Here is a 25,772-nt window from a genome sequence, read left to right as displayed (position 1 = left end):
ACTTTTTTTATTTCCGGTTTCTAAATGCCTGATTCTAACTTTCGCGTTTTTTCTTCAGGCTGCATTTCCAAGTTTTTAACAGCCACTGCTATCAATAGTGACAGATAATGCTGAAGGTGTAGATGCGGCGGAAGTGATGCTGTATTCCAATTTGCAATGTTGCTCGTCATGTGCGCCGGCCAGGAAATAAGTGGCGCGATTGATATCCGAAAGTTCAGGCTGGATGGTGAATCTGCTACCGGGCTGTATCAATTGATCCAGGCCCGCGGCGTTATTAGGTGCCAAGCCTACCGGGTATCTGCCGGTGAATAAAATGTTATTACCTTCAATCATGGTGGATGAAGTGACATTGCTGTGATCAATATCGCATTGGGGATCCGCCATGCATACGCCTTTTGCCATGGTGGCTACCGACAGTACCGTTGCTTTAAATGATTGCAAGGAGGCCAGTCTTGCCTGGGAGCCGGTTTGCGAAATACGTGCGTAAGCGGTGGCCGCCAGGATTGATAAAATCAGCATGACAATGACTAGTTCAACTAATGTAAAACCGCGTGCAACACCAGGCTGTTTAAACGAGTCTAGTTGAGAATAAGAATTTTTCTTCATTGCGAAGCATTTTATAATAGCTAGGAAAAGTGAATGTCAATTTTTGACCAATGTTGCAAGTGTTAAAGAAGGCTTACAAATGCGTCTTTTTAAAATTATTTTTTCAGGATTGTTAGTCATACTTTTGTTCAGCCGGTGTGCCACCATGATGGGCGAACGCACTGTCAGGATGAGTGCGAGCCAGATTCAGCAGAAACTGAATCACAAGCTGGAAAAACCATTTACCGTCATGCGCGCGTTTCATGTGCAATTGTCTAATGCACAGGTGCAGCTTGATCCGGCGACCGGCCGGGTACATACCACTATGGACGCCAGCATTGCCAGTGATTTATTGGCGAATACGGCAACCGGCAAGGCGAGTCTGTCAGGCTTGTTGAAATTTGATGCTGCGCGAAATGCCGTGGTTTTGGATCAGCCAGCAATCGACACGATTCAACTCGATGGCGCCAATAACCAATGGAATGGCATGTTGCAGCAGGTGGCTAAAGAAATGGGCGGGAAATGGCTGAATCAGCTGTTGTTATATGAAGTAAAGCCGGAAGAATTGACTTATGGAGGGACACGATATCAGCCGACTAATTTGCGTGTAACCGCTGACGAAGTGCAGGTGACATTAAAGCCACAATGATTAGTCAGTCACCAGATGTTTTTCCAGTAGCAGGGCAGCGACGACTTTACGACCTTCTGCTGTCAGTATGTTGAAGGTGCGACAGGCAGCCGCCGTAGTCATGCATTCGACACCGATATTTTGCGACAGGAAGGCCTGGATATGTTTGGGGTGAATAAAGCGTTGCTTATCACCCGTACCCAGTAGCACCACTTCAGGCGTGAACGCCAATATTGCGGTTAGTCTTTCTGCATCCAGAGACTCCCATGCGCCGCTAAACCAGTCTGTAGTGAGTGCATCATCACTGACAATCAGGGGTTGTGTATATGGCTGGTGATTGATGATAATTGACTGGCTATCTACCCCATTAATCTGGTATTGCTGATCACTGCTGTGCAAGTGTAATTTCATGCTTTTGTGTTCATCTCTCACATTCAAAAATAAAACAGAAATTATACCGTGCATGACCGTCACTTCATCGTCTGGTTCATCAGGCGTTCATTGATGAAGAAAGGCTTTGCAGGTAGAATGAAAGTTTTACTTTAAGAGCTTAACACACGCCAAATGTGTTTGTTAACAGAGTATGCAGCCAGTCAATAAATCAAATAAATTAAGTAATGTCTGCTACGACATCCGCGGCCCGGTTTTACAGCGTGCCCGCCAGATGGAAGAAGACGGTCAACGGATTATCAAGCTGAATATCGGTAACCCGATGCCTTTCGGCTTTAACGCGCCTGAAGAAATTGTGCAGGATGTCATCCTGAATATGGATCAGGCCTCCGGCTATACTGATTCCAAAGGCCTTTTTTCAGCCCGCAAGGCCATCATGCACTACACCCAGCAAAAGAAAATTGAAGGGGTGACCATAGACGACATTATTGTCGGTAATGGCGTGTCTGAACTGATTGTAATGGCCATGCAGGGTTTGCTCAATAATGGCGACCAGGTGTTGATTCCAATGCCGGATTACCCACTGTGGACCGCTGCGGTGAATCTGGCTGGTGGTAGTGCACGTCACTATATCTGTGATGAACAGTCTGGCTGGTTGCCAGATCTGAAAGATATCGAAAATAAAATCACTGCCAATACCAAGGGTATTGTGATTATTAATCCAAACAACCCTACCGGCGCCTTGTACCCGCCAGAAATTCTGCAAGGCATTATCGAGATTGCGCGTCATCATGGCCTGGTGATCTTTGCAGATGAAATCTATGACAAAGTGTTGTATGACGGTAACACGCATACCTCAATTGCTTCGCTGGCAGATGATGTCCTGTTCGTGACCTTCAATGGTTTGTCAAAAAATTACCGCGCCTGTGGCTACCGTTCGGGATGGATGATCATTTCAGGTGATAAAAAACCTGCCAAGGACTACATCGAAGGCTTGAATATGCTGGCCTCCATGCGGCTTTGTGCCAATGTGCCTGGGCAGTTGGCTATCCAGACAGCGCTGGGCGGCTATCAAAGTATCAATGACCTTGTGGCACCCGGCGGACGCCTGTGTAAGCAACGCGATTTGGCTTATGACATGTTGACCGCCTTGCCTGGTGTGAGCTGTGTCAAGCCGCAAGCAGCCATGTATCTTTTTCCAAGACTGGATCCTGAGGTTTATCCGATCCATGATGACCAGCAATTTATCCTGGATTTATTGCTGGAAGAAAAAGTATTGCTGGTACAAGGCACGGGCTTTAACTGGCCGTCGCCAGACCATTTCAGGGTGGTGTTTTTACCCAATGTCGATGACCTGACAGAAGCAATGACGCGCATAGGCCGCTATCTGGATGGTTACCGTAAGAAACATACCAAATAGCACGTGCAAGCACGTGCCAATGATTTATTTAAAGGTTTGCTTAGTTTATAGAATGTGGATATGAAAGAACTAAAAGTCGGTAAAGAATTAAAAGTAGGTTTATTGGGCATAGGTACAGTCGGCGGCGGCACCTATACCGTGCTGACGCGCAACCAGTCTGATATCGCGCGCCGCATTGGCGGCAATATCCGTATTGTGCAAGTGGCTGACCGAAACCTGGAACTGGCAAGGCAAGTAACTGGTGGCCAGGTTGCCGTAACCGATGATGCATTTGCGGTAGTTAATAATCCTGAAGTGGATGTGGTGGTCGAGCTCATTGGTGGTTATACCATCGCCAAAGAACTGGTGTTGCAGGCCATTGCCAATGGCAAACATGTGGTTACCGCTAACAAGGCTTTGCTGGCAGTACACGGCAACGAGATTTTTAAAGCCGCGGCTGAGCAGGGCGTAATTGTGGCCTTTGAAGCGGCAGTGGCGGGTGGTATCCCTATCATCAAGGCATTGCGTGAAGGCTTGAGTGCGAACAAAATTGAATGGGTAGCCGGCATTATCAATGGCACCACCAACTTTATTCTGACTGAAATGCGTGACAAAGGCCTGGCCTTTGCGGATGTGCTCAAAGAAGCACAACGTCTGGGTTACGCAGAGGCTGATCCAACCTTTGATGTGGAAGGCATTGATGCTGCCCACAAACTCACCATCATGGCCAGCATCGCATTTGGTACACCGATGCAGTTTGAACAGGCCTTTACTGAAGGCATCACCAAACTGACCACCCAGGATATCCAGTATGCGGGAGAGTTAGGTTATCGCGTTAAATTGCTGGGCATCAGCAAAAAAACCGAAGCGGGCATTGAGTTGCGCGTGCATCCAACCTTGATCCCTGAAAAACGCCTGATTGCTAATGTCGATGGCGCGATGAACGCTGTCGTGGTGAAAGGTGATGCAGTAGGGCCAACCTTGTACTATGGTGCTGGTGCCGGCGCTGAACCTACGGCCAGTGCGGTAGTGGCTGATCTGGTCGACATTGCGCGTTTGCATGGCACTACTGCAGAGCAGCGAGTGGCTTTCCTGGGTTACCAACTGGATCAGCAGCAAGCGTTGCCGGTATTGCCGATTGCCGAAATTCAGTCTGGTTATTACCTCCGCTTACGTGCTTCCGACAAGCCAGGTGTGATGGCTGATGTGACCAAGATCCTGGCAGACTTAGCGATCTCGATTGATGCCATGCTGCAAAAAGAACCGCAAGAAGGTGAAGCCGAGGCAGATATCATTATTCTTACGCATACCACTCAAGAAAAAACCATGGATGCCGGTATCGCCAAGATTGAAGCCTTACCTGCAATCGCCGGCGCAGTGACCAAAATCCGTCTGGAAACATTGTCGCGCTAAGCTAGTTTTGCATAATGTGGCTATAAATTATTAGGTTTAATGTAATGAAATATATCAGTACCCGCGGACAGTCTCCCGCCTCGAGTTTTAGTGAAATTTTGCTGGGTGGTCTGGCGCCAGATGGCGGCTTATACCTGCCTGAGCAATATCCGCAATTCAGTGACGCTGATTTGACGGCCATGCGCAGTATGAATTACCGTGAGCTGGCGTTTGCGATTTTGTCGCGCCTGGTGGATAACAACGATATCCCGCATACCGACCTGCAAGCCATTATCGACAAAACCTATCGCGCTGACGTATATGGTTATACCCGTGCGGGGCAATCTGCCGAAGATATCACACCGACCATTAAGCTGGAAGATAACCTGTACCTGTTAAGTCTTTCAAATGGCCCAACCCTGGCTTTTAAAGATATGGCCATGCAGTTGCTGGGTAACCTGTTTGAATACGTGCTGACCAGAACCGGTCAGACGACCAATATCCTGGGCGCCACTTCAGGCGATACCGGCTCAGCCGCTGAGTACGCCATGCGTGGTAAAAAGGGCGTGCGCGTATTTATGCTTTCGCCCTACCAGAAAATGAGCCGCTTCCAGACTGCGCAAATGTTCAGCCTGCAAGATGACAATATTTTCAATATTGCCGTGAAAGGTGTGTTTGATGATGCACAGGATATCGTTAAAGCCGTATCCAACGACCACACTTTCAAAGCGCAATATAAAATCGGTGCCGTGAACTCCATCAACTGGGGCCGTATTGCGGCACAAATCGTGTATTACTTTAAGGGTTACCTGGCAGTCACCACCAGTAATGACCAGAAAGTCAGTTTCAGCGTCCCTAGTGGCAACTTTGGTAATGTCTGTGCTGGCCATATCGCCCGCATGATGGGTTTGCCGATTGCGCAATTGATAGTAGCGACGAATGAGAATGACGTTCTTGATGAGTTCTTCAAGACCGGTGTTTATGCGCCACGTGGCGCTGCTAATACTTACCAGACTTCCAGCCCGTCCATGGATATCAGCAAAGCCTCCAATTTTGAGCGTTTTGTTTATGACTTGGTAGGGCGGGATAGCGCCAGGGTGCGCGAGCTATGGACGGCAGTTGATCACGGTGGCAAGTTTGACTTGAACACCGAGGGCTATTTCGACCAGGTCGGTGATTTCGGTTTCGTGTCCGGCAGCAGCAACCATGCAAATCGCCTGCAAACCATACGCACTACCAAAGAGAAATACGGTGTGACTATCGATACGCATACTGCAGATGGCTTAAAAGTCGCCTTGGAAAAACGCGACCCGAATGTGCCCATGCTAGTCTTGGAAACAGCGTTGGCCGCCAAATTTGAAGATGCTATCGTGGAAGCGCTGGGTGAAGTGCCTGAACGTCCGGCCAGCCTGGAAGGCCTGGAAGACTTGCCACAGAAGTCTACCGTACTGGATGCCAATGTAGATTTAATCAAAAGCTTCATTGTTGCTAATACCTAACCATCTCAAACTGACGGAGTCCATGTATGCAACAATATCATGACCTGCTAAACCACGTGCTTGCACACGGGCACCAGAAAACTGACCGTACCGGCACCGGTACAATTTCTGTATTTGGTTACCAGATGCGTTTTAACCTGGCGCAAGGCTTTCCGTTACTGACGACCAAAAAAGTCCATTTAAAATCTATTATTCATGAGCTTCTGTGGTTTTTAAAAGGCAGCACTAACATTGCCTACTTGAAAGAAAACGGCGTAAAAATCTGGGATGAGTGGGCGGATGCTGAAGGCAATCTTGGCCCTGTATATGGCTACCAATGGCGCAACTGGCCTAAGCCTGACGGTTCTCACATAGACCAGATCACACAGGTCGTAAACCAGATCAAGAAGACGCCAGACTCACGTCGCTTGATCGTGTCTGCTTGGAATGTGGCTGATGTTGACCAAATGAAGCTGCCGCCGTGTCACGCATTTTTCCAGTTTTATGTGGCGGATGGTAAATTGAGCTGCCAGCTGTATCAGCGCAGCGCAGATATTTTCCTCGGTGTGCCATTCAATATTGCTTCTTATGCCTTACTTACCATGATGGTCGCGCAAGTCTGCGATCTGCAATTAGGTGATTTCGTCCATACGCTTGGCGATGCGCATATTTATAATAACCATATGGAACAGGTGAAGGAACAATTATCACGCTCAGAACGTGCGTTGCCTACGATGCTTATTAACCCGGAAGTAAAGGACATCTTCGCTTTCCGTTTTGAAGACTTTACGCTGGAAGGTTATGATCCACATCCGGCGATTAAGGCGCCAGTCGCTGTATAGTCCAGTTTGTAAAATTCATCACAAATGGCTATTTTTAGCCATTTTGTTAACAAAATGTAATATTTAAAACAACTAATTACGTTTTTGATATCCTTTTCGCGTTATGAATCGCGGTGTAAGAGTACCTAGCTTGCGCATCGCGCCCTCATCATGACTTTAAACACGGAGATCAAAAATGCAAAAAGTGTCAATTATCACTGCCGCCCTGTGCGGTCTATTGTCTGGTCAGGCGTTTGCTGACCACGAAACTATCAAGCCAAAAGCCTATGACAGCCTGGGTAAATGCGTAAAAGCAGCTTTGTCCAAGCATGACGGCAAAATCGTTAAACTGGAAGCCAAGTCTGAGCGTAAGCAACTGGTTTATGAGTTTGACGTACAATCTAACGATGGTAAGGCCTGGGATATCGAGTGCAATGCCAAAACTGGCAAAATCACTGAAGTAGAAGAAGAAGTGACTGCTGATGATGAAAGATTCAAGGCTCTGGCAAAAGTATCTGAAGAAGATGCAAAAGCCACCGCTTTAGCAGCACATCCAGGCAAGGTCGTAGAAACAGAATACGAACTTGAGCCTGATGGTAAAGCTTCCTACGAGTTTGATATTCTTGAAGCTGACAACGAAGAAGTGAAAGTTGAAGTAGACGCAACGACTGGCAAAATCGTAGAAACCAGTTATGAAGTTTACCAAATTGGCCAAGAGTAATAAGTGAATTGAATAGCCTGTAAGTTTACTCAGGCATTCAAGATGTTCAAAAAGGCACCGCGACAGCGGTGCCTTTTTTGCATGAGATCAATATGCAAGTTAGGGAGTGTCTACCCCGATATGGGCAAATTTGCAGTTGCCCATATCGGTCCTAGTGATAGTTCACTCCCTACTTGTAACCAGCATTTTGTATGCCAGTTTGAGGTGTGCATTTAAACTGATGATTGAAAAAACGTTTTTTTCAGTCAATGGGAGTTTTTCCTGAATTTTAGGTGGTTGATTACAACCATTTGGTTGTATGCATAACTCATGCGGGTGTCAATAACTTGGCATCAGGAGTTTGCATGAAGCGATAAATGCCAGTCAGCAATTTTTTGTATTCTCCGCGTTTGATCAATTCACTTTGAGCCAGCATATTGAGCAATGAGGATTGCTGATGTTGCTCATTCAAGGCGCTCAGAAACTCGCTGGAAAGGTTCTCATTGCTGGCGACAAAGCACAAGTTAAAAGTGTCGCAAAAGTTGCCGTACAAGCTCCCCAGCATCATGCTTTTAGCGTACTTGCTGGCTAACGGTGGATGGTTTTGCTGGCTCAATGGAAAACTGCCACGCTGGTCATCAATCAACAATAAGTGGTAGTCAGCTAATTTTTGGATAAGCAGCGTTTGGCCGGCTGCATCACTCTCATGATTAAAGAGTGTCGAGCTATTACACCAGACCGCCGCTACGGGATAATTAATACAATACTTTTCGATCTGCTCGGTAAAGTTTATCGCCTGATTGCCATTACTTTCCGGCAGTTGAATAACGCTAATACCTTGTTTTTGCAGGCTCTTGATCATCACCGCGCTTGTATGATGATCCGCCAGCAACAATCCTTCTTCCGGCCTGATACTTTGGATGACAGCGTATTGCAGCGCTAGCCAGCTTCCGCAGGCGATGTGGTCAGGAGACACCAGGAACCTTCTTTCATGCGCCAATAGATTAGCCAGCATATGTTTAAGGTTAAACAATCCGGTGGCATCGTAATCATGCGCTTGCAGCTTGTGCATATGCAAAGCTGCTCGACGGATGTGGTGCAAACTGGTTTTCTGGATCAGGTGGTGAATGCTGTTCGAATAAGGGTCAACCTGCTGGCGCTGCAAAGGGGGGTATGTCTCTGATTCATTTGAAGCTGATGGTAATGCGCTTGATACAAAAGTACCGCGCTTAGGCTGCGTATAGATGAGGCCTAAGGCTGAAAGCTCTTCGTACACACGGGAAACTGTTTTGCGGTTAATCCCCAGGCGTTGTGCAATGTCGCGTGAGCTGGGCAGGGCGCTACCGCCAAGCCAGGCTCCGCCTTCAATCATGGTGCGGAAATGCCCTATGAGTTGTTGATGGATGGACGAAGAGGAGTCTTTGTCTAATACCAGAGAGTAATGCCAGGGTCTGAGCACAGCCAGTGTTTACCTTAAGTTTATCAAGTAAAAAAGCATCATCTTTGCAAAGAAGATGCCGCAATTACCTGAAGGTCACACTAGGACATGTCCCTCAATAACAGAATGATACAAAAAAAAATCAATTCAACAAAGTTTTCGGAAAAATTCCCTATCTGGCCCATGAATAAAACCCTGAACTGGCTGGCTGTTATCCCTGGCTATCTATATTACAGTTACAACCGCTTAATAAAGTGATACATCTGTTACCAGATGGTTAAAAAGCTCTGGAAGCCTAGTCCGGTTGCAAACTTTAAGCATTCCGCAATGTTTAAATGTTTCTTCAATATTGCTACATGTGATTTATCTTCGGAGATATAACTATGATGAAAATCAAAACTGCTTTTGGTGTTGCTGCTAGCGTAGCACTTGCCTTGCCAGTCATGGCGTTTGCAGCTGCTGACCAAGAAGCCGCGATGAAAGACCCAAATAACTGGGCACATCCACGTGGCCAACACAATAACCAGGGCTATAGCGCTTTGGCACAAATTAACAAGGGCAACATCAAAAACCTGAAAGCCGCCTGGACATTCGCTACCGGTGTAAACCGTGGTCACGAAGGTTCACCAGTGGTTGTGGGCAATATGATGTACCTGGTATCTGCTTTTCCAAACAACGTTTACGCTCTGGATCTGAATGATAACCAAAAAATCGTTTGGTCCTATTTCCCTAAACAAGACCCTAGCGTTCAAGCGGTACTGTGCTGTGATAACGTGACACGTGGCCTGGGTTTCGGCGACGGTAAAATCTTTCTGCAACAGAATGACGGTATGCTGGTTGCTTTAGATGCTAAAGACGGCAAAAAAATCTGGGAAGTTAAAAACACAGATCCAAAAGTAGGTGCGACTAACACTAACGCGCCACACGTGATTAAAGACAAAGTATTGACCGGTTGTTCAGGTGCTGAATTCGGCGTACGTTGCTTTATCCAGGCTTATAACATCAAAGATGGTTCCACTGCATGGAAAGCCTACTCAACAGGCCCGGACAGCGAAACATTGCATGACGCAAACACTAACAAAGACAATCCTCTGTATAACGCACTGTCAGTTTACCAAGACGTAAACGGCGGTAACAGAGAAGGTGGTTCTTTCAAACGTTTGACAGCTGAACAAATCAAAGGTGGCGAAAAAGAATTGGGTACACGTACCTGGTTGAAACCACAAGCGATCAAAGATGGCTGGCAACATGGTGGTGGTTCCGTGTGGGGCTGGTGGCCGTATGATCCAAAAACAAACTTGGTTTACTACGGTGCTGGTAACCCATCTGTTTGGAACCCGGACGTACGTCCAGGCGACAACAAATGGTCTATGACTGTGACTGCACGTGATCTGGACACTGGCGTGGCCAAATGGGCGATGCAAATGACACCACATGATGAGTGGGACTACGATGGCGTAAACGAAGTCATCCTGTTCGACAAAGGTGGCAAAACATACGCTTGGCACCATGACCGTAACGGTTTTGCTTACACATGGAATGCAAACACAGGTTCTTTGATTGCTGCTGAAAAAGTACATCCATTCGTTAACTGGGCAAATGACGTAGACCTGAAAACAGGCGTACCAAGTAAAGATGGCCGTTATTCAACTCACCAGGACTACAACGCTAAAGGCATTTGCCCGGCTGCGTTGGGTACTAAAGACCAACAACCAGCGGCTTACTCACCAAAAACTGGTTTGATGTATTCTCCGCTGAACCACGTATGTATGACATACGAGCCAGTTGAGTCCAAATACGTTGCTGGTCAACCATGGGTTGGTGCGACATTGACGATGTTTGCTGGTCCTGACGGTGTGATGGGTGGCTTTGCTGCTTATGATCCAATGACTAACAAAAAAGTCTGGTACAACAAAGAGAAATTCTCTGCATGGAGTGGCGCTCTGACAACGGCAACTGATTTGGTATTCTACGGTACTTTGGATCGTTGGTTCAAAGCGGTTGATGCCAAATCCGGTAAAGAGTTGTGGAAATTCCAGGTTGGTTCAGGTGCGATTGGTAATGCATTCACCTACGGTAACAAAGGTAAACAATACGTTGGTATCTTCTCAGGTATCGGTGGTTGGGCTGGCGTGGCGATGAACCTGGGTATGACAAGTGACACCGACGCACTGGGTGCTGCTGGTGGCTACAAAGAGTTGACCAAGTACAACGCTGCTCCTGGCGGCGGTGCACTAAACGTTTTTGCACTGTAATTTGAGACTTGTCTCACATTACGCGTAGAAAAGCGTAGACTTAAAAACACCCTGCTTCGGCAGGGTGTTTTGCTTTATAGAGTGCTGACAATAGAAATAAAATGCAGAGTGAGCAGCAGTTTAATCTGCTTTAAAAATCATTGGACTAAAGAAGAAGTAGTTAGCGCCTAACCGTAAATATGGACAGCGTTTTCAGCACGTATCTGCTGGAAAATCTGATGTCTTGCTGGGGCGATTTCACCTTTGGCAACGGCTTCCAGGATCATGCATCCAGGCTCATGTGTATGCGTGCAGTTATTGAATTTGCAGTGGCCAATATGCGGCCTAAACTCCACAAAAGCATATTCAAGCGCGATATTATCAATGTGGTATAAACCAAATTCTTGCAGGCCCGGGGAGTCTATGATGGCACTGTCACTATCCAGATGATAAAGATGGGTAGCCGTAGTGGTATGCTTGCCACTATCCAGGGTAGTACTGATTTCCTGAGTCTTACTACGTACCTCGGGCAATAAGCCGTTAATAATGGTTGATTTACCCATCCCGGATTGCCCTACCAGTATGCTCGTATGTCCGGCGAGGATAGGCCGTAAAGCATCTACCGATTCTTTGGCGTTGAGTAGTAAGGAGATGTAGCCTAGCTGTGCATATCGGGCAAGCTTTTCCACCGCATCAGGGTTAGGCAAATCACTCTTGTTCAGAATAATCACTGCGCGTATGCCGGCAGCTTCAGCCGCGATCAGGCAGCGGTTTAGCAGGTCTTCATAAAAACTGGGCTGGGTGGCCAGGATGATCAGTATCTGTGTGACATTGGCCGCAAGAATTTTGCTTTTAAAGGCGTTGCTGCGGTAGAGCAGGGTATCGCGCGCCAGGGTTTTCTCGATCACGCCTTCTTTATGTGAAGTCAGTTTGACTGACACACGGTCACCCGCAGCGTTATCGACTTTTTTGCCGCGCGTAACACAACTGAGTACGCGCCCATCAGCCAATTCAACGTTATAGCGCTTGCCAAACGCAGAGACTATCAATCCTTCTTCAAGCATATTAGAAATGATAGTAGGTGTGATTAAGATACTGTACTACCTGTTGCTCATCGTCATCAAACCACTTGAGGTTAAGCATGGTATTACAGTTGGTGACCTGGGCTTTCAAGCCATTGAATGAGCGCACTTTGCGGTATTCCCTGGTGTAAATGCCGCTGCCATCGCCACCGAAGCTGCTGGCATGGCAGGAAATGCAGTGCGTTTTAACCAGCTTTTCACCTGCTTGAAAGTCGGGCGAGCCAGCAGCATAGACGTTTTTGAATACGAATGTTGATAAAGCGATGATGACTAATGTTTTCATGCGTAGGTCTGCAATTTCGCAATGCGCAAACTTGCAGGTGGGTGCGAATCATAAAACGCCGAATGCAGTGGATCAGGTGTCAGTGTCGAAGCATTATCGCGATATAACTTAACTAGTGCATCAATCAGGTATTGAGGGCGAGATTGTTGTGACGCATAGTGATCGGCTTCAAACTCATTGGTACGTGAATAAGCTGCCAGCAATGGGCGCAGAATAAACATGAATACCGGGCTGACAATCATAAACAGCAGCAAGGCCATATGATTGCTTGCTTGGGCAACGCCCAACCCGTTATAAAACCAGTCCTGCTTCATTAAAAAGCCTAGCAAAGCCAATCCCAACAGGCTCAAGCCAAACATCATGACGATACGCTTGATTACATGTTGATGTTTGAAATGCCCTAGCTCATGCGCCAGCACGGCTTCAATCTCATCCGCATTCAGTTTTTCCAATAAAGTATCGAAAAACACAACGCGCTTGTTTTTACCGAAACCAGTGAAGTAAGCATTGCCATGACCAGAGCGGGTAGAACCATCCATCACAAACAAACCCTGGCTGGCAAAACCGCATTTTTTCAGCAATGCTTCAATACGTGCTTTCAGGCCTTGGTCTTCCATCGGTGTGAATTTATTGAACAAAGGCGCAATCCAGATAGGGTATACGGCCAGCATAAACAGGTTGAAGGCACTCCAGATTAACCACAGGTATAACCACCACCAATCGCCAGCACCTCGCATCAGCCAAAGCGCCACGAATAATATCGGGCCACCTAACAAAAGGCCTACGATTGAGTGTTTGATCAAGTCTGCAAAAAACATCGCGCGGGACATTTTGTTAAAACCAAATTTTTCATCGACGTTGAACGTCTGGATATAGTCGAAAGGCAAGGTCGCGGCACTTGAAATTAACATGGCCGAGCAAATAACTAAAGCGCCGCGGATAACTTCATGTTCTGGCAGCCACTGTAACCAAAGCTGGTCCAACATTTGCAGAACACCGCCTAATGTTAAGGCCAGCAGGACGACTGATTCCATTACCGTTTCACTCAGGCGCAATTTCACTTTTGCCGATGTGTAATCAGCTGCGCGCTGATGCGCTTCTAAACTGATGCTTTCACTAAAGGCGGCAGGGACTTGCTGGCGATGTTGCTGGATATGACGGATATGACGATAGCCAAGCCAGACACGGATGCTGAGGCTGATCACAATGACAGCAACAAAAATTTGAGTAAAGAGTTCAGTCATAAAGGTTACGGATTCTTAGAGTAATTGGTAGCTATTTTGATGGATTTATATCCACCTTGTTCACTGAACTGAATATAATGTTTCATTTTAATGGAAATCATGACATGAGGCACACAATTGGCGACTAATCAGGACAATTTAATCTGGCTGGATATGGAAATGAGTGGCTTGCTACCGGATACAGATCGTATTCTTGAACTGGCAGCCGTTGTGACAGATGCGCAACTCAACGTGATTGCAGAGTCTCCCGTCTTGGTCATTCATCAATCTGATGCTGTGCTGGATGGCATGGATGCATGGAATAAAGGTACGCATGGCCGCAGTGGCCTGATTGATAAAGTAAAAGCCTCTACGCTGGATGAAGAAGCGGCCACTGATGCAATGCTGGCTTTCCTGAAAGAACATGTACCTGCGAGCAAATCACCTATGTGTGGCAACTCTATCTGTCAGGATAGACGTTTTATGGCGCGTTACATGCCGCGTCTGGAGCAATTCTTTCATTACCGCAATCTGGATGTCAGCGTTTTTAAAGAGTTGTCACGTCGCTGGCGCCCGGACATCTATTCAGGCTTTAAAAAAGCCAGTCGCCATGAAGCATTGGCTGATATTTACGAATCAATTGATGAGCTGAAGTATTACCGTGAACATTTCCTGGTCATGACACCACCGGCCAAGACTGAGTAATAGATAAAAAAAGGACGCCTACTTGGGCGTCCTGAGGGAGGAGAAGTTAGCTTTGGAGAAGCTTGATTAGTAATAAGCATCTTCTGTGCCAGCTCTCCTCTTTTTTTATGGCTTAAAAGTGAGAGTTGATTTTTTTATTTTAAAACAACGGTTTGATAAAGGTTTGAATAGTTTTCAGCCCTGGTTTCCCAGCTGACATCTTGTAGCATGGCCTGTTTTTGCAGCTGTTGCCACTGACTAGGATTGGCAAATACCTTTATTGCCTGACGCAATGTGACCAAAAGTGTCCACGGATTATTTTGCGGCATTACAAATCCTGTCATGTTTGCAGGAACACCTTCTGCCTTAATTTCACCACCATGCACTGAGTCCGCTAAGCCGCCGGTTTTGGCGACCAGGGGAATTGTGCCATAGCGCAAGCCGTACATTTGGTTTAGGCCACAGGGTTCAAAGCGAGAAGGCATCACAAAAATATCCGTACCTGCCATGATGCGATGAGATAGCGGTTCGTTATAACCGATGGTGACAGACACTTGCCCAGGATATTGCTGCATGAGCGCTTGATACTGTTGCTCCAGTAAAGGTTCACCGCTTCCCAGTACCGCTAATTGACAGCCGCTTTCCAACAGTTGATGGGAAATCGTAGCCAGCATATCCAGGCCTTTTTGGTGCGTCAGCCGGCTGACAACACCTAGCAACGGCACATTTGCCTGTTGCGCTAATCCCAGTTCAGTTTGCAGCGCATGTTTAACCTCTTTTTTGCAGCGCAATTTATCAATATGGTAATGTACTGGCAGATAGGCATCCGTCGCCGGATTCCATACCTGCGTGTCAATGCCGTTTAAAATGCCGGTCAAGTCTGCTGCGCGATGTTTCAGCAAGCCTTGAAAGCCGAAACCAAATTGCTCGGTTTGAATTTCTCTGGCATAGGTCGGGCTGACTGTAGATAGGGAATCAGCGTAATAAATACCTGCTTTCATGAAGGAGATCTGGCCATAAAACTCATAGCCGTCTACTTTGAAATCCTGTTCATCCAGGGTGAGGCGGAAGCGCCAATCTGCATGAAAATTACCCTGGAATGCTAAATTATGAATGCTGAAAACAGACTTGGCTTCACTGTTCATCTGGCGTAGATAGTAAGGGGTAAGGCCGGTTTGCCAGTCATTACAGTGGACCACTTCCGGTTGCCATGCTTGTAATGCATTAGGAATCGCCAATAAGGCGGTTACTTTAGAAAGTACGCCAAAACGTAAAGCATTATCCTGCCATTCGCCATACACGGGATGGTGGTAAGGCCCACCTTCTCGGTCATAAAGTTGGGGGTAATCAATCAGGAGTAGGGGAATCTGCGTACCTGGAAGTTTGGTCTGGTAAATATCACAGTTGATATCATGAAATACCTGCAATGATCCAAGCCATCGCGGTGATTCGCAGGTGGCCAGCATGCCACGGTAGGCGGGTAACACAATCTGTATATCCATACCGGCGGCAAATAGTGCTGTTGGTAAAGCGCCGCTGACGTCTGCTAAGCCTCCTGTTTTGATAAGTGGGAAAATTTCTGAGGTGGCAAATAATAAACGCAAGGGAATCTCTTTAAATCAAACAGAATGAGGTGGATAGGCAGTATCGTTAACGAGTTATGATACATTGCCTGAATTGGTTTTAGAAGGACAATAAAATGAAATCTTGGCTAGCAGTAGCGGTAGGAGCGAGTGTTGGTGCATGGATACGCTGGGGCTTGTCTGTCAGTTTGAATGGGGTAGGGGTCATACCCCTGGGGACTTTTCTAGCCAACGCGATAGGCGGTTTATTAATGGGCGTTGCGCTTGGCATATTGCAAAGTGTGCCAAATTTATCACCAGAGTGGCGTTTATTGATGACTACCGGTTTCCTAGGCGGATTAACAACATTCTCCACTTTTTCGGCAGAGGCTTTTACCCTCATGCAGAAACAAAATTATGGTTGGGCGGTACTCCACATTAGCAGCCATGTGATTGTATCGATTGTACTGACCATGATTGGTTATTGGTGTGTGCTGCGCTGGCAGTAAGCATGTAGAAATGCATCTTTAAAACACCCCATAAAAAAAGAGAGCCATCACTGGCTCTCTTTTTTGCTGGTTAGGTATAGCACCAGAAGTGAAATCTACTCTTTCTTCTGCGTTTCTACCATCACCATTTGATTCGCTTCGCCAGTGGCAGCTTCATCTTTTTTCCACTTGGCAGTAGCACGTGGTTTCTTAGGTTTAGCTGGCGCATCAGTTTTAGTCTCTGGAGCTTTGCTTTCACCAGAATTAGTCTCTACCAGTTGAATACCTGAGTCTGCAGTTGAAGCGTTAGCTTCTTTGGCGGCGGCTGGTTTGCGCTTGCGAGCAGCTGCCGGTTTCTTCTGGGCTTCTGGTTTTTCAGCAGCAGCATCATTGCTGACTTTGCTAGATGCTGCGGTTTCAACTAACTCAATGGCTGGCGCAGCGTTAGCCGACGCTTCATCTGCAGCTTTACTACGCGTTTTGTTAGCGGCTTTTCCGCCACGTGAGCGATTACGGGCCGGTTTTTCTGCACCGGCTTCAGATCCAGCGTTTTCATTCGCTTTCACTTCAGCAATTGCTTTTGCTGGCGCAGCCGTTTCAATAGTTTCAGCAACATTAGCTTTTGCCGCTGGCTTGGTTTCAACGACTGGTGCATTTGCTTCAGTATTGGCCGCGGGCGCTGTTACAGCAGGCGCTTGCGTAGGCGTTACTGATTGCGCTTCAACCGTCTGGTTGTTGTTTAAATTTTCTGCATTTTCGCTGTTAGCAGATTCATCACGCGGGCGACGATCACGACGACCATGACGGTTACGACGATTACCACGCTCGCTACGCTCTCTATTCTCAGCTGGCTGCGCAGTTAATGCCGCCTGGTTAGCATCCGTTTTTACTGCTTCTTGCGCGGGTTGACGTGGTTGCCTGTCTTTATTGTTTCTTTCTTGCTGATTATTTCTTTCCTGCAGCGGGCGTTCTTGTTGTGGACGCTCCTGTCTAGGTTTATTAGACGTATCTTGGTCTTTAGCCTGGCGTTCGCCGCGTTCTTGTTGTGGACGTTCGCGTTGGCGGTCACGGTCACGACGATTACGGTTTTTATTACGGTCACGACCATTGTCTTTGGTTTCTCTGGCTGGCTTGGTGACTTCTACCACAGTTTCTTTTTCTTCCAGGCCCAACCAGGATTTAATCACACCGAAGAATGATTTTTTAGGTTCTACGGCTACGTAAACAGGCTTCTCTTCCACGATGGGTGCAGAGGTTGCCGGGGTAATGCCTTTTACCAATGCTTCAACTTTGCCAGGGGCAGCTGCCTGTTCTAAACGGTGCTGGTAATCTGACTCAGTTGGCAGATCTACCATTTTGTAGCTGGCTTGATTGGTTTCTTCGTTTACATCATCCAGGCGGATACGCACGATATTGTAGTTTGGCGTTTCCATATGAATGTTAGGGATGAGGATAACTTCAACCCCGGTGCGTTGTTCAATTTTGTGAATATCGGCACGTTTTTCATTAAGCAGGAAAGTCGCGGCTTCAACAGGCAGTTGCACCTGGATGATCGCGCTGTTGTCCTTCATCGCTTCTTCTTGTGTAATGCGCAGAATATGCAATGCAGTTGATTCAATGCCACGGATATGACCGGTACCATTACAACGCGGACAGGTCATATGGTTAGTTTCACCCAGGCTAGGACGCAGGCGCTGGCGGGAAAGCTCTAACAGACCAAAACGTGAGATCTTGCCCATTTGTACACGTGCACGGTCATGGTGCAATGCATCGCGCAGTGCGTTTTCCACGTCACGCTGGTTGCGCTGGTTTTCCATATCGATAAAGTCAATCACGACCAGGCCACCCAGGTCACGCAGGCGCATCTGGCGTGCCACTTCTTCCGCTGCTTCCAGGTTAGTATTGAATGCAGTTTGTTCAATATCAGCGCCTTTAATTGAGCGGCCTGAGTTGACATCTATCGATACCAGCGCTTCGGTATGGTCGATCACAATCGCACCGCCGGAAGGCAGGCGCACTTCCCGTGAGAATGCCGATTCAATCTGGTGTTCGATCTGGAAGCGCGAGAATAACGGAATTTCATCCTGATACAGTTTGACGCGTGTGACATTGCCTGGCATCACGTGATTCATAAACTGCAATGCTTGCTCATGTACGTCAACGGTATCAATCAGGATCTCGCCGATATCAGCACTGAAGTAATCACGGATCGCACGGATGACCAGGCTGCTTTCCTGGTAAATCAGGTAGGCGCCAGGCTGGAAGTTGGAAGCATCTTCAATGGCCTGCCATAATTGAGTCAGGTAATTCAGGTCCCATTGCAACTCTTCAGCGGTACGGCCAATACCGGCAGTACGCGCAATAATGCTCATGCCATTTGGCACTTCAAGTTGTGCCATGGTGTCGCGCAATTCATTGCGGTCTTCACCTTCAATACGGCGGGAAACACCACCTCCGCGTGGATTGTTAGGCATCAGCACCAGGTAACGGCCGGCCAGCGAGATAAAGGTAGTTAAGGCGGCGCCTTTGCTGCCGCGCTCATCTTTATCCACCTGGACGATGACTTCCTGGCCTTCTTTGATGACATCCTGGATGCGGGCGCGACCTTCAGGTTTATCATTGAAGTAGCTGCGGGAGATTTCTTTGAAAGGCAAAAAGCCGTGTCTGTCGGTACCATAGTCGACAAAGGCGGCTTCGAGGGAAGGTTCAATACGGGTGATGACCCCTTTGTAGATATTGCTTTTACGCTGTTCTTTGCCAGCATGTTCAATATCCAGGTCAATCAGTTTTTGTCCATCGACAATGGCAACGCGCAATTCTTCTGATTGCGTTGCGTTAAATAACATTCTTTTCATGCAGTGCTCCTAAACGAAGCTGCAGAATACGAATGAGTACAGGGCGAGCCAGGGTTGTGAATCAACCACCTGAATCTAACGTGGGGTAAGTGCAATGGCAATTGCAAAGCAGTAAAGCAATGCATGCATCAATATGCACAATATTTAAGTATGTCAATGAACCGCAAGGGCAATCATATTGATACTCAATATATCTGACAGAGTCTAGCTTGATGAAAGGTTTGGCAGGTGTTGGATTGTTATCCACCTGTATGATCCAACACTATTTATCTACTAAAATAAAACCCTATGCAGAGTCTAAATTCGTTAAAATTCGGGTTTGGCAAACGCCGGGCTCATATCATTAATTATTCTGCTTGAGCTTCGCGTTTCGTATTTCTATTAATTATCGCTACTTGATGGCGAGCGGTATTCACCAAAATTTTTTGATTCTGAATTTACACGCGGAGCCAGTAAAATGGCGGCTGTAACAATGGTTATTTCGATGTCGGCATCATAAAAAATCGTCGACGAAACCGGAAAAAACGCAGACCCAGAATGCCGACAGTATATCTATAAGTCCTGATAAAGCAAAGCAACACCTGCATATGACCTCGAATTCACAATCATCACCATTACAGGTGGCCTCCGCAAGCCCTGAAAAGCCTTTCAGCCATCAGGATAAACCGGCCAGTGACCGGGTAACGCTATTGCTTGTAGATGAAGCGTCTGAAACACAACGCGTGGATAACTACCTGGCTAAGGTGCTCAAAGGCGTCCCTAAAAGCCATGTCTATCGCATCTTGCGTAGCGGTGAAGTGCGTGTCAATAAAAAGCGGGTCACTGCCGAATATCGTTTGCAACTCGGTGACGAGGTCAGGGTGCCACCCATACGTATTGCGGAAGCTGCGCCTAAACCTGGTTTGCCAATAGTGAAAGCCAAGCTTGCAGAGATGGTCATTTATGAAGATGACGCCATGCTAGCCTTGAATAAACCTGCCGGTATGGCGGTGCATGGTGGCAGCGGCATCAGCCTTGGTGTCATTGAGCAATTACGCCTGGAAAGGCCACAAGCGAAATTTCTTGAGTTAGTGCACAGGTTGGACCGGGAAACTTCAGGCGTACTGATGATTGCCAAGAAGCGCTCTGCCTTAACAGCTTTGCATGAAGCCATGCGCCAGCACAAGATGGATAAACGCTATGTCATGATGGTGCGGGGGCAGTGGCAGGATGCGAAAAAGAAAGTCACGCTGGATTTGCAAAAGTTTGTCAATGAAAGTGGCGAGCGGCGAGTACATGTAGTTGAGCAACCTTTACTCAACACTGAACCTGGCGGCCGGAAATCGCTCAAATCCAGTGGTGTGATTGCAAAACAGCAGGCAGCCAAAGGCAGGTTTGAGGTTGAAACCCAAGTTTCTGAAACCTGGTTTTATTTGCAAGAACCACTTGGGCAATATAGTTTATTACAGGCGAAATTGATTACCGGACGCACGCATCAGTTACGCGTGCAATTGTCTTATTTGGGTTTTCCTATTCTCGGTGACGATAAATATGGTGATTTTGCGTTAAACAAGCAGCTAAGCAAACAGCGCTTGAAGCGCATGTATTTACATTCCAGCGAAACGCGTATTGCGCATCCATTAACCGGAGAGCCGTTACATTTAGTGGCTCCTTTACCGGAAGAACTGGAAAATTTCCTGCAATATCAGCGTCAACTAAATGCTGAATAATGTTTTCTTGATCTAAAAAACGAAGGTTACATGTGAAGCAGTTTGATTTAATTGTCTGGGATTGGGATGGCACCATCGCGGACTCCACCGGCATGATTACGCAGGCGCTGATTAAAGCGGCCGCCGAAGCAGGTTTGCCCGCATTAACTGAAGTGCGTGCGCGGAGCATCATCGGTCTGGGTTTGCGTGAGTCGATTGAGGTACTTTTTGGGGATATTCCCAATTTTCAGGCACAGGCGCTGATCACCCATTACAACCAGCATTATTACGCAGCTGAAAATACTATTCTGCTGTTTTCCGGTATTGCTGAGACGATTGCCAGCATCGCCCGAAAAGGCTGTAAGCAGGCTGTTGCTACCGGTAAGGGACGACGAGGATTGAACACTGCTTTGCAGCAATCTGGCCTGGCTAAATATTTCAGTGCTACCAAAACGGTCGATGAATGTTTTTCGAAGCCACATCCGCAAATGCTGGATGAGTTGATGGATGAACTGGTGGTCATGCCTGAGCGCACCTTGATGATAGGCGACTCGCAATATGACATGCAAATGGGCAAAAATGCCGGTGTAATCACAGCTGCCGTGACATACGGCTCGCAAACTGCCACACATTTACAGCAGTATTCGCCGAATCATATGTTTAATGATGTGACAACATTGAGCGCATGGTTGCTGGAATCCATATGAATGAAAGCATATTGAAATTTAACAGCGACGATCTGCTGGAGAAGGGCGATGGGCTGCGCTTTGCCATGCCTATATTGGGGCCACACGCCACTGGTTTTGTCGTGCGTTTTCAGGGTAAACCCTATGCGTACGTGAATCGTTGCGCGCATGTACCGGTAGAGCTGGACTGGGAACATGGGAAATTTTTCAATATGACCCAGGAATGGTTGATTTGCGCGACTCATGGCGCCATGTATTCTCCTCAGAGCGGACGTTGTATCGTGGGGCCATGCCAGGGTAAATCATTGTCGCCTATCCCAGTGAGTGAGCAGGACGGAATTGTGACAGTGCATCTGGATCAGTTTTAGCCATTTCTTTTAGCGCAGAATGACTAATTAGTGGCAAACTGATTAAAATTGTTGAAGTAACCAAAACTAGTGTGACTAAAATTTATTAATGAAAGTTGATATGCAAGAAGAAAACCAGCAGTCGCCAGAACTGAATAATAACCAGCCTTCACAAGGGGCCGCGATTTCCAGTCTGGAAAAAATAGCATTAGCCGGCTTGCAAGAGCAAAAAGTATCAAGACGCTGGTCTGTGTTATTCAAGTCGTTAACTTTTATCTACCTTTTTTTCTTGCTACTGATGTTATTGGGCTGGGTAGGGGCAAACAAAAACTCTTCACTGGCACATACTGCACTGATAGACATCAATGGTGTGATTGAGGCTGGTGGCCAGGTGAATGCTGATGCTGTCATCAGCAGCCTGAAAGACGCCTATGACCATAAAGGTACCAAAGGCATTATTCTGCGTATCAACAGCCCAGGCGGCAGCCCGGTACAAGCTGGCATTATTAATGATGAAATTCATCGTCAGCGTAAATTGCACCCGGAAGTGCCCGTATACGCGGTCGTTGAAGATATCTGCGCTTCGGGCGGATACTACATAGCCGTGGCAGCTGATAAAATCTTTGTCGATAAAGCCAGTATCGTTGGTTCTATCGGTGTACTGATGGATGGCTATGGGTTCACCGAGTTAATGAAAAAAATCGGCGTAGAACGTCGGTTGATGACTGCTGGTGAAAACAAAGGCATGCTGGATCCGTTCTCACCCGTGAATCCAAAACAACAAGCATTTGCACAAAGCATGCTGGACCAGATTCACCAACAATTTATTAAAGTGGTGCGCGAAGGCCGTGGTAACCGTCTGAAAGAAAATGAACAGACGTTCAGTGGCTTGTTCTGGAATGGTGAAGAAAGCATCAAACTTGGCTTGGCCGATGCTGAAGGCAGCGCGGATTATGTAGCACGTGAAATCATCAAACAATCTGATATTGTAGATTTCACTTACCAGGAAACAGTGGTTGACCGTTTTGCCAAAAAACTGGGCGCCAGCATGGGGCAAGAGTTAGGTGCAACAGCAAAATCATGGTTGCCAACATTACGTTAATCACACGTTAGAATCATAGAAATACAACAATAAAAAAGGGACAGCAATGTCCCTTTTTTATTTGAATGCAAGTGAGCATTATTTTTTGGTTTTATTTTTTTCGTTGCGTTGCTTGAGTTTTGCTCTGAGTTCGTTCTTGCGGCGACGCATGGTTACCAGGCCTTCGCCTTGTTTGCGCTCGTCTTCTTTATCAAACGGGTTATCACCTTTGTGATATTGCACTCTTAATGGCGTACCGACCAATTGGAAAGCTTTGCGGAAAATGCCTTCGAGGTAACGGGTATAGCTATCTTTGATGCCATCAATATGATTGCCGTGCACAACCACAATCGGCGGATTACTACCCCCTTGGTGTGCATAGCGCAATTTCGGGCGGATTCCACGTGTAATTGGAGGTTGATGCTGCGTGGTCGCTTCGCCCAATACGCGCGTTAATTGCGGCGTTGCCAGCTTGGCCATTGCCGCTTTAAAGGCGACATCAACAGAACCCAGTAATTCGTTCAGGCCCTTTTTACGCAGGGCAGAAATATAGTGGAATTTGGCAAAGTCCAGGAATTGCAATTTACGGTCAATTTCGCGTTTGATCCACTCACGTTCATCGTCTTGCAAACCGTCCCATTTGTTAATGGCGACCACTAATGCACGGCCAGAATCCAGGATATACGCAGCCACGTGCGCATCTTGTTCGGTGATACCTTCTTTGGCATCGACTACCAGAATGGCGACGTTGGCGTCTTCAATCGCCTGCATGGTTTTAACGACAGAAAATTTCTCGACCGCTTCAAACACTTTGCCGCGTTTGCGCACACCCGCGGTATCAATAATGATGTAATTTTTGCCGTCTTTTTCCAGTTCAATTTCAATTGAGTCGCGGGTAGTACCAGGCTCATCAAATGCAATGACCCGGTCTTCACCAAGCAGGGCATTCACCAGGGTAGATTTACCCACGTTTGGACGACCAACAATCGCAATTCTTGGCGTATCTGGGTTGACGGGGGCGGACTCTTCTTCCAGCTTATCAGCAATGGTTTCAAGTGCGATTTCAATCAGGTCACGCACGCCTTCGCCATGCGCAGACGAAATCGACAGTGGCTCGCCGATGCCCAGCTCGTGAAAGTCTGCGCTGACAACGGCTTTGCGCATGCCTTCTGTTTTGTTGACGGCTAGTAATACAGGGCGCTGGGCTCTACGCAAAGTCTGCGCAATTGTGAATTCCTGTGGCGTAAGGCCAGCACGGGCATCCACCAAGAAAATAATCACATCCGCTTCATCAATGGCTAGCAGCGTCTGCTTCGCCATTTCTTTCAGAATGCCGCTATCAGCCGTCGGCTCAAAGCCGCCGGTATCAATTACCAGGTACGGCTGGCTTGCACCCATGCCGCGGCCGTAGTGGCGGTCACGTGTCAGCCCCGGCAGGTCAGCGACTAGCGCATCTCTTGACCGGGTCAGGCGATTAAATAAAGTGGATTTGCCGACGTTTGGTCGGCCAACTAGAACAATGGTAGGTAACATTACTTGTATGTGACGGCATAAATGTGCCCATCACGTGATTGCGCCAGAAACTGGTTATTCGTTCCCGCAACCAGTGACATGATTGGTTTGGAGCCAAGCTGAATGCGGCCTACAAAGCTGCCATCATCCTGACTTAATAAATGTATATAGCCTTCGAGATCGCCCACTGCAACCACATTACTTAACGGTAATGGTACGGTCAGGTGGCGGTAGCCAAGGTTACCCTGGCGCCAGAAAGTTTTACCATTGCTGTTATCCAAAGAGTAAACAGAACCAATGGTGTGGCTTAAATAAATTTTGCTGTTATCAACCGTCAGGCCAACATAGCTGGAAATATCACGGCTCCAGGCAATCTGCCCACGCTGGCGATCAACGCCAGCTACCTTGCCTTGGTAAGCAACTACATAAACGAAAGCGCCATCCACAAACGGCAGGCTGGTGATATCTGCGATACGCTCGATTTCAGTCACGCCTTTAGGCTGGGCGACGGTGGCTTCCCATAGGAGTTTGCCATTATCGGCGCGGATAGCAACCAGTTTGCCACCTGGAAAACCTGCGTAGATAGCACCGCCATCCACGACAATCCCGGCCTGGTTTTTAAGTGACAGTGATGGGGTAGCACGTTCGTATACCCATTTTCGGCGGCCATCCGCAGCATCTATGCCATAAATATGATGATCACTGGTACGGACAATGACGGTACCGTCATAGTAACGCGGTTGTCCCTGAATCTCGCTGCTCAGAATGGCACTCCACAGTTTTTTGCCATTCATGTTCAGCGCAAATAAATGACCCTTATTGGTGCCAGCCAGTACCAGCCCGCCACCAATGCCAGCACTGCTGCTGATGGCTTCATCCAGCTCGGTTCGCCATAATATTTTGCCATTGTCAGCAGAGAGTTGCATCACGCTGCCCTCGGCATTGACGGCATAAATCATGTTATCAGCCAGCACCGGCGCGTAGGTATAACGACCCGCTTCGCCCACATCTGTTGACCATGCAACGCGCGTTTCGTATGAACTCTTGATATCTTCAAGTTCAACTGGCGGATTAGCAGGCTCAGCCCCGAAAATACTTTCGCTTAAATTGGTTTTCACATCATTGAACGCGGTACACGCGGTGAGGCTGCTGCCAAGCAATAACAAGGCAGCCAGCGTGAAAGCATTAAGCGAGATTGGTTTTTTCATACGCATGG

23 protein-coding genes are annotated in these 25,772 nt (G+C 47.4%); 13 read left to right on the top strand and 10 right to left on the bottom strand.

Features of this window, described 5'->3' with window-relative positions; all coding sequences use genetic code 11:
• Positions 1–75: 75 nt before the first annotated feature.
• Complete coding sequence (locus tag LPA26_RS04525) at positions 76–606, bottom strand: prepilin-type N-terminal cleavage/methylation domain-containing protein (protein ID WP_229007493.1); 531 nt, start codon at positions 604–606, stop codon at positions 76–78.
• A gap of 79 nt (positions 607–685) precedes the next feature.
• Here LPA26_RS04525 and LPA26_RS04520 point away from each other — a divergent pair, with 79 nt between their 5' ends.
• Positions 686–1,234 (top strand): DUF1439 domain-containing protein, encoded by a 549-nt coding sequence (locus tag LPA26_RS04520; protein ID WP_229007492.1) that lies wholly within the window; start codon positions 686–688, stop codon positions 1,232–1,234.
• Here the strand turns inward: LPA26_RS04520 and LPA26_RS04515 are convergent, their stop codons facing one another.
• Positions 1,235–1,624: an Mth938-like domain-containing protein gene (locus LPA26_RS04515; RefSeq protein ID WP_229007491.1), complete on the bottom strand. Its 390-nt coding sequence runs from the start codon at positions 1,622–1,624 to the stop codon at positions 1,235–1,237.
• Between the two features lie 172 nt (positions 1,625–1,796).
• Between LPA26_RS04515 and LPA26_RS04510 the strand changes: the two genes are divergently transcribed.
• From LPA26_RS04510 to LPA26_RS04490, 5 genes are all read left to right on the top strand, one after another.
• Positions 1,797–3,023 (top strand): pyridoxal phosphate-dependent aminotransferase, encoded by a 1,227-nt coding sequence (locus tag LPA26_RS04510; protein WP_229007490.1) that lies wholly within the window; start codon positions 1,797–1,799, stop codon positions 3,021–3,023.
• 60 nt (positions 3,024–3,083) lie between these two features.
• Positions 3,084–4,415, top strand: a complete 1,332-nt coding sequence (locus LPA26_RS04505) for a homoserine dehydrogenase (protein ID WP_055866848.1) — start codon at positions 3,084–3,086, stop codon at positions 4,413–4,415.
• A 44-nt stretch (positions 4,416–4,459) separates the two neighbouring features.
• Positions 4,460–5,893 carry a threonine synthase gene (gene thrC / locus LPA26_RS04500; protein WP_229007489.1) on the top strand — a complete coding sequence of 478 codons (1,434 nt, stop codon included), beginning with the start codon at positions 4,460–4,462 and terminating at the stop codon, positions 5,891–5,893.
• 26 nt (positions 5,894–5,919) lie between these two features.
• Complete coding sequence (locus tag LPA26_RS04495; protein WP_055866844.1) at positions 5,920–6,714, top strand: thymidylate synthase; 795 nt, start codon at positions 5,920–5,922, stop codon at positions 6,712–6,714.
• Between the two features lie 175 nt (positions 6,715–6,889).
• The gene (locus LPA26_RS04490; RefSeq protein ID WP_055825440.1) at positions 6,890–7,414 is read left to right on the top strand and encodes a PepSY domain-containing protein; all 525 of its coding nucleotides are present in this window, start codon (positions 6,890–6,892) and stop codon (positions 7,412–7,414) included.
• Positions 7,415–7,721: 307 nt separating this feature from the next.
• Here LPA26_RS04490 and LPA26_RS04485 read toward each other — a convergent pair whose 3' ends face one another.
• On the bottom strand, positions 7,722–8,852 hold the full coding sequence (locus LPA26_RS04485; protein ID WP_229007488.1) for a GntR family transcriptional regulator: 1,131 nt from the start codon (positions 8,850–8,852) through the stop codon (positions 7,722–7,724).
• A 362-nt stretch (positions 8,853–9,214) separates the two neighbouring features.
• Between LPA26_RS04485 and LPA26_RS04480 the strand changes: the two genes are divergently transcribed.
• The gene (locus LPA26_RS04480) at positions 9,215–11,086 is read left to right on the top strand and encodes a PQQ-binding-like beta-propeller repeat protein (RefSeq protein WP_229007487.1); all 1,872 of its coding nucleotides are present in this window, start codon (positions 9,215–9,217) and stop codon (positions 11,084–11,086) included.
• A 167-nt stretch (positions 11,087–11,253) separates the two neighbouring features.
• On the opposite strand, the gene rsgA is transcribed toward LPA26_RS04480, so the two are convergent.
• Genes rsgA through LPA26_RS04465 form a run of 3 tightly spaced genes read right to left on the bottom strand, consistent with a single transcriptional unit; the run spans position 11,254 to position 13,674 of the window.
• Positions 11,254–12,129: a ribosome small subunit-dependent GTPase A gene (gene rsgA, locus LPA26_RS04475; protein WP_229007486.1), complete on the bottom strand. Its 876-nt coding sequence runs from the start codon at positions 12,127–12,129 to the stop codon at positions 11,254–11,256.
• A gap of 1 nt (position 12,130) precedes the next feature.
• Positions 12,131–12,430, bottom strand: a complete 300-nt coding sequence (locus tag LPA26_RS04470) for a cytochrome c (RefSeq protein ID WP_229007485.1) — start codon at positions 12,428–12,430, stop codon at positions 12,131–12,133.
• A complete protein-coding gene (locus LPA26_RS04465; protein ID WP_229007484.1) occupies positions 12,427–13,674 on the bottom strand; it encodes a M48 family metallopeptidase in 1,248 nt (415 codons plus the stop codon). Before LPA26_RS04465 ends, LPA26_RS04470 begins: the two co-directional genes overlap by 4 nt.
• Before the next feature lie 117 nt (positions 13,675–13,791).
• Here LPA26_RS04465 and orn point away from each other — a divergent pair, with 117 nt between their 5' ends.
• On the top strand, positions 13,792–14,358 hold the full coding sequence (gene orn / locus LPA26_RS04460; RefSeq protein ID WP_055825424.1) for an oligoribonuclease: 567 nt from the start codon (positions 13,792–13,794) through the stop codon (positions 14,356–14,358).
• 134 nt (positions 14,359–14,492) lie between these two features.
• Here the strand turns inward: orn and glgA are convergent, their stop codons facing one another.
• Positions 14,493–15,941, bottom strand: a complete 1,449-nt coding sequence (glgA, locus tag LPA26_RS04455) for a glycogen synthase GlgA (protein WP_229007483.1) — start codon at positions 15,939–15,941, stop codon at positions 14,493–14,495.
• Positions 15,942–16,036: 95 nt separating this feature from the next.
• Here glgA and crcB point away from each other — a divergent pair, with 95 nt between their 5' ends.
• Positions 16,037–16,408, top strand: coding sequence for a fluoride efflux transporter CrcB (crcB, locus tag LPA26_RS04450; protein WP_055825417.1), 372 nt, complete (start codon positions 16,037–16,039; stop codon positions 16,406–16,408).
• 95 nt (positions 16,409–16,503) lie between these two features.
• Here the strand turns inward: crcB and LPA26_RS04445 are convergent, their stop codons facing one another.
• On the bottom strand, positions 16,504–19,242 hold the full coding sequence (locus LPA26_RS04445; RefSeq protein ID WP_229007482.1) for an Rne/Rng family ribonuclease: 2,739 nt from the start codon (positions 19,240–19,242) through the stop codon (positions 16,504–16,506).
• 587 nt (positions 19,243–19,829) lie between these two features.
• Between LPA26_RS04445 and LPA26_RS04440 the strand changes: the two genes are divergently transcribed.
• The 4 genes from LPA26_RS04440 to LPA26_RS04425 all read left to right on the top strand — a co-directional run bounded on the left by LPA26_RS04440 (position 19,830) and on the right by LPA26_RS04425 (position 23,065).
• Positions 19,830–20,951, top strand: a complete 1,122-nt coding sequence (locus tag LPA26_RS04440) for a pseudouridine synthase (RefSeq protein WP_229007481.1) — start codon at positions 19,830–19,832, stop codon at positions 20,949–20,951.
• A 32-nt stretch (positions 20,952–20,983) separates the two neighbouring features.
• The gene (locus LPA26_RS04435; protein WP_229007480.1) at positions 20,984–21,637 is read left to right on the top strand and encodes an HAD family hydrolase; all 654 of its coding nucleotides are present in this window, start codon (positions 20,984–20,986) and stop codon (positions 21,635–21,637) included.
• A complete protein-coding gene (locus LPA26_RS04430) occupies positions 21,634–21,984 on the top strand; it encodes a Rieske 2Fe-2S domain-containing protein (RefSeq protein ID WP_229007479.1) in 351 nt (116 codons plus the stop codon). The genes LPA26_RS04435 and LPA26_RS04430 overlap by 4 nt, the downstream gene beginning before the upstream one ends.
• 100 nt (positions 21,985–22,084) lie before the next feature.
• Positions 22,085–23,065, top strand: coding sequence for a S49 family peptidase (locus LPA26_RS04425; protein WP_229007478.1), 981 nt, complete (start codon positions 22,085–22,087; stop codon positions 23,063–23,065).
• Between the two features lie 78 nt (positions 23,066–23,143).
• On the opposite strand, the gene der is transcribed toward LPA26_RS04425, so the two are convergent.
• Both der and bamB read right to left on the bottom strand, forming a co-directional pair.
• Positions 23,144–24,577 (bottom strand): ribosome biogenesis GTPase Der, encoded by a 1,434-nt coding sequence (der, locus tag LPA26_RS04420; RefSeq protein WP_055825400.1) that lies wholly within the window; start codon positions 24,575–24,577, stop codon positions 23,144–23,146.
• Complete coding sequence (gene bamB, locus LPA26_RS04415) at positions 24,577–25,764, bottom strand: outer membrane protein assembly factor BamB (RefSeq protein ID WP_229007477.1); 1,188 nt, start codon at positions 25,762–25,764, stop codon at positions 24,577–24,579. Before bamB ends, der begins: the two co-directional genes overlap by 1 nt.
• Between the last annotated feature and the right edge of the window lie 8 nt (positions 25,765–25,772).

It is taken from the genome of Methylophilus sp. Leaf408, assembly GCF_916856905.1.
Lineage (GTDB): Bacteria > Pseudomonadota > Gammaproteobacteria > Burkholderiales > Methylophilaceae > Methylophilus.
The sequence above is the reverse complement of the archived record's forward strand: the minus strand, read 5'-3'. Positions and strand labels throughout refer to the sequence as shown.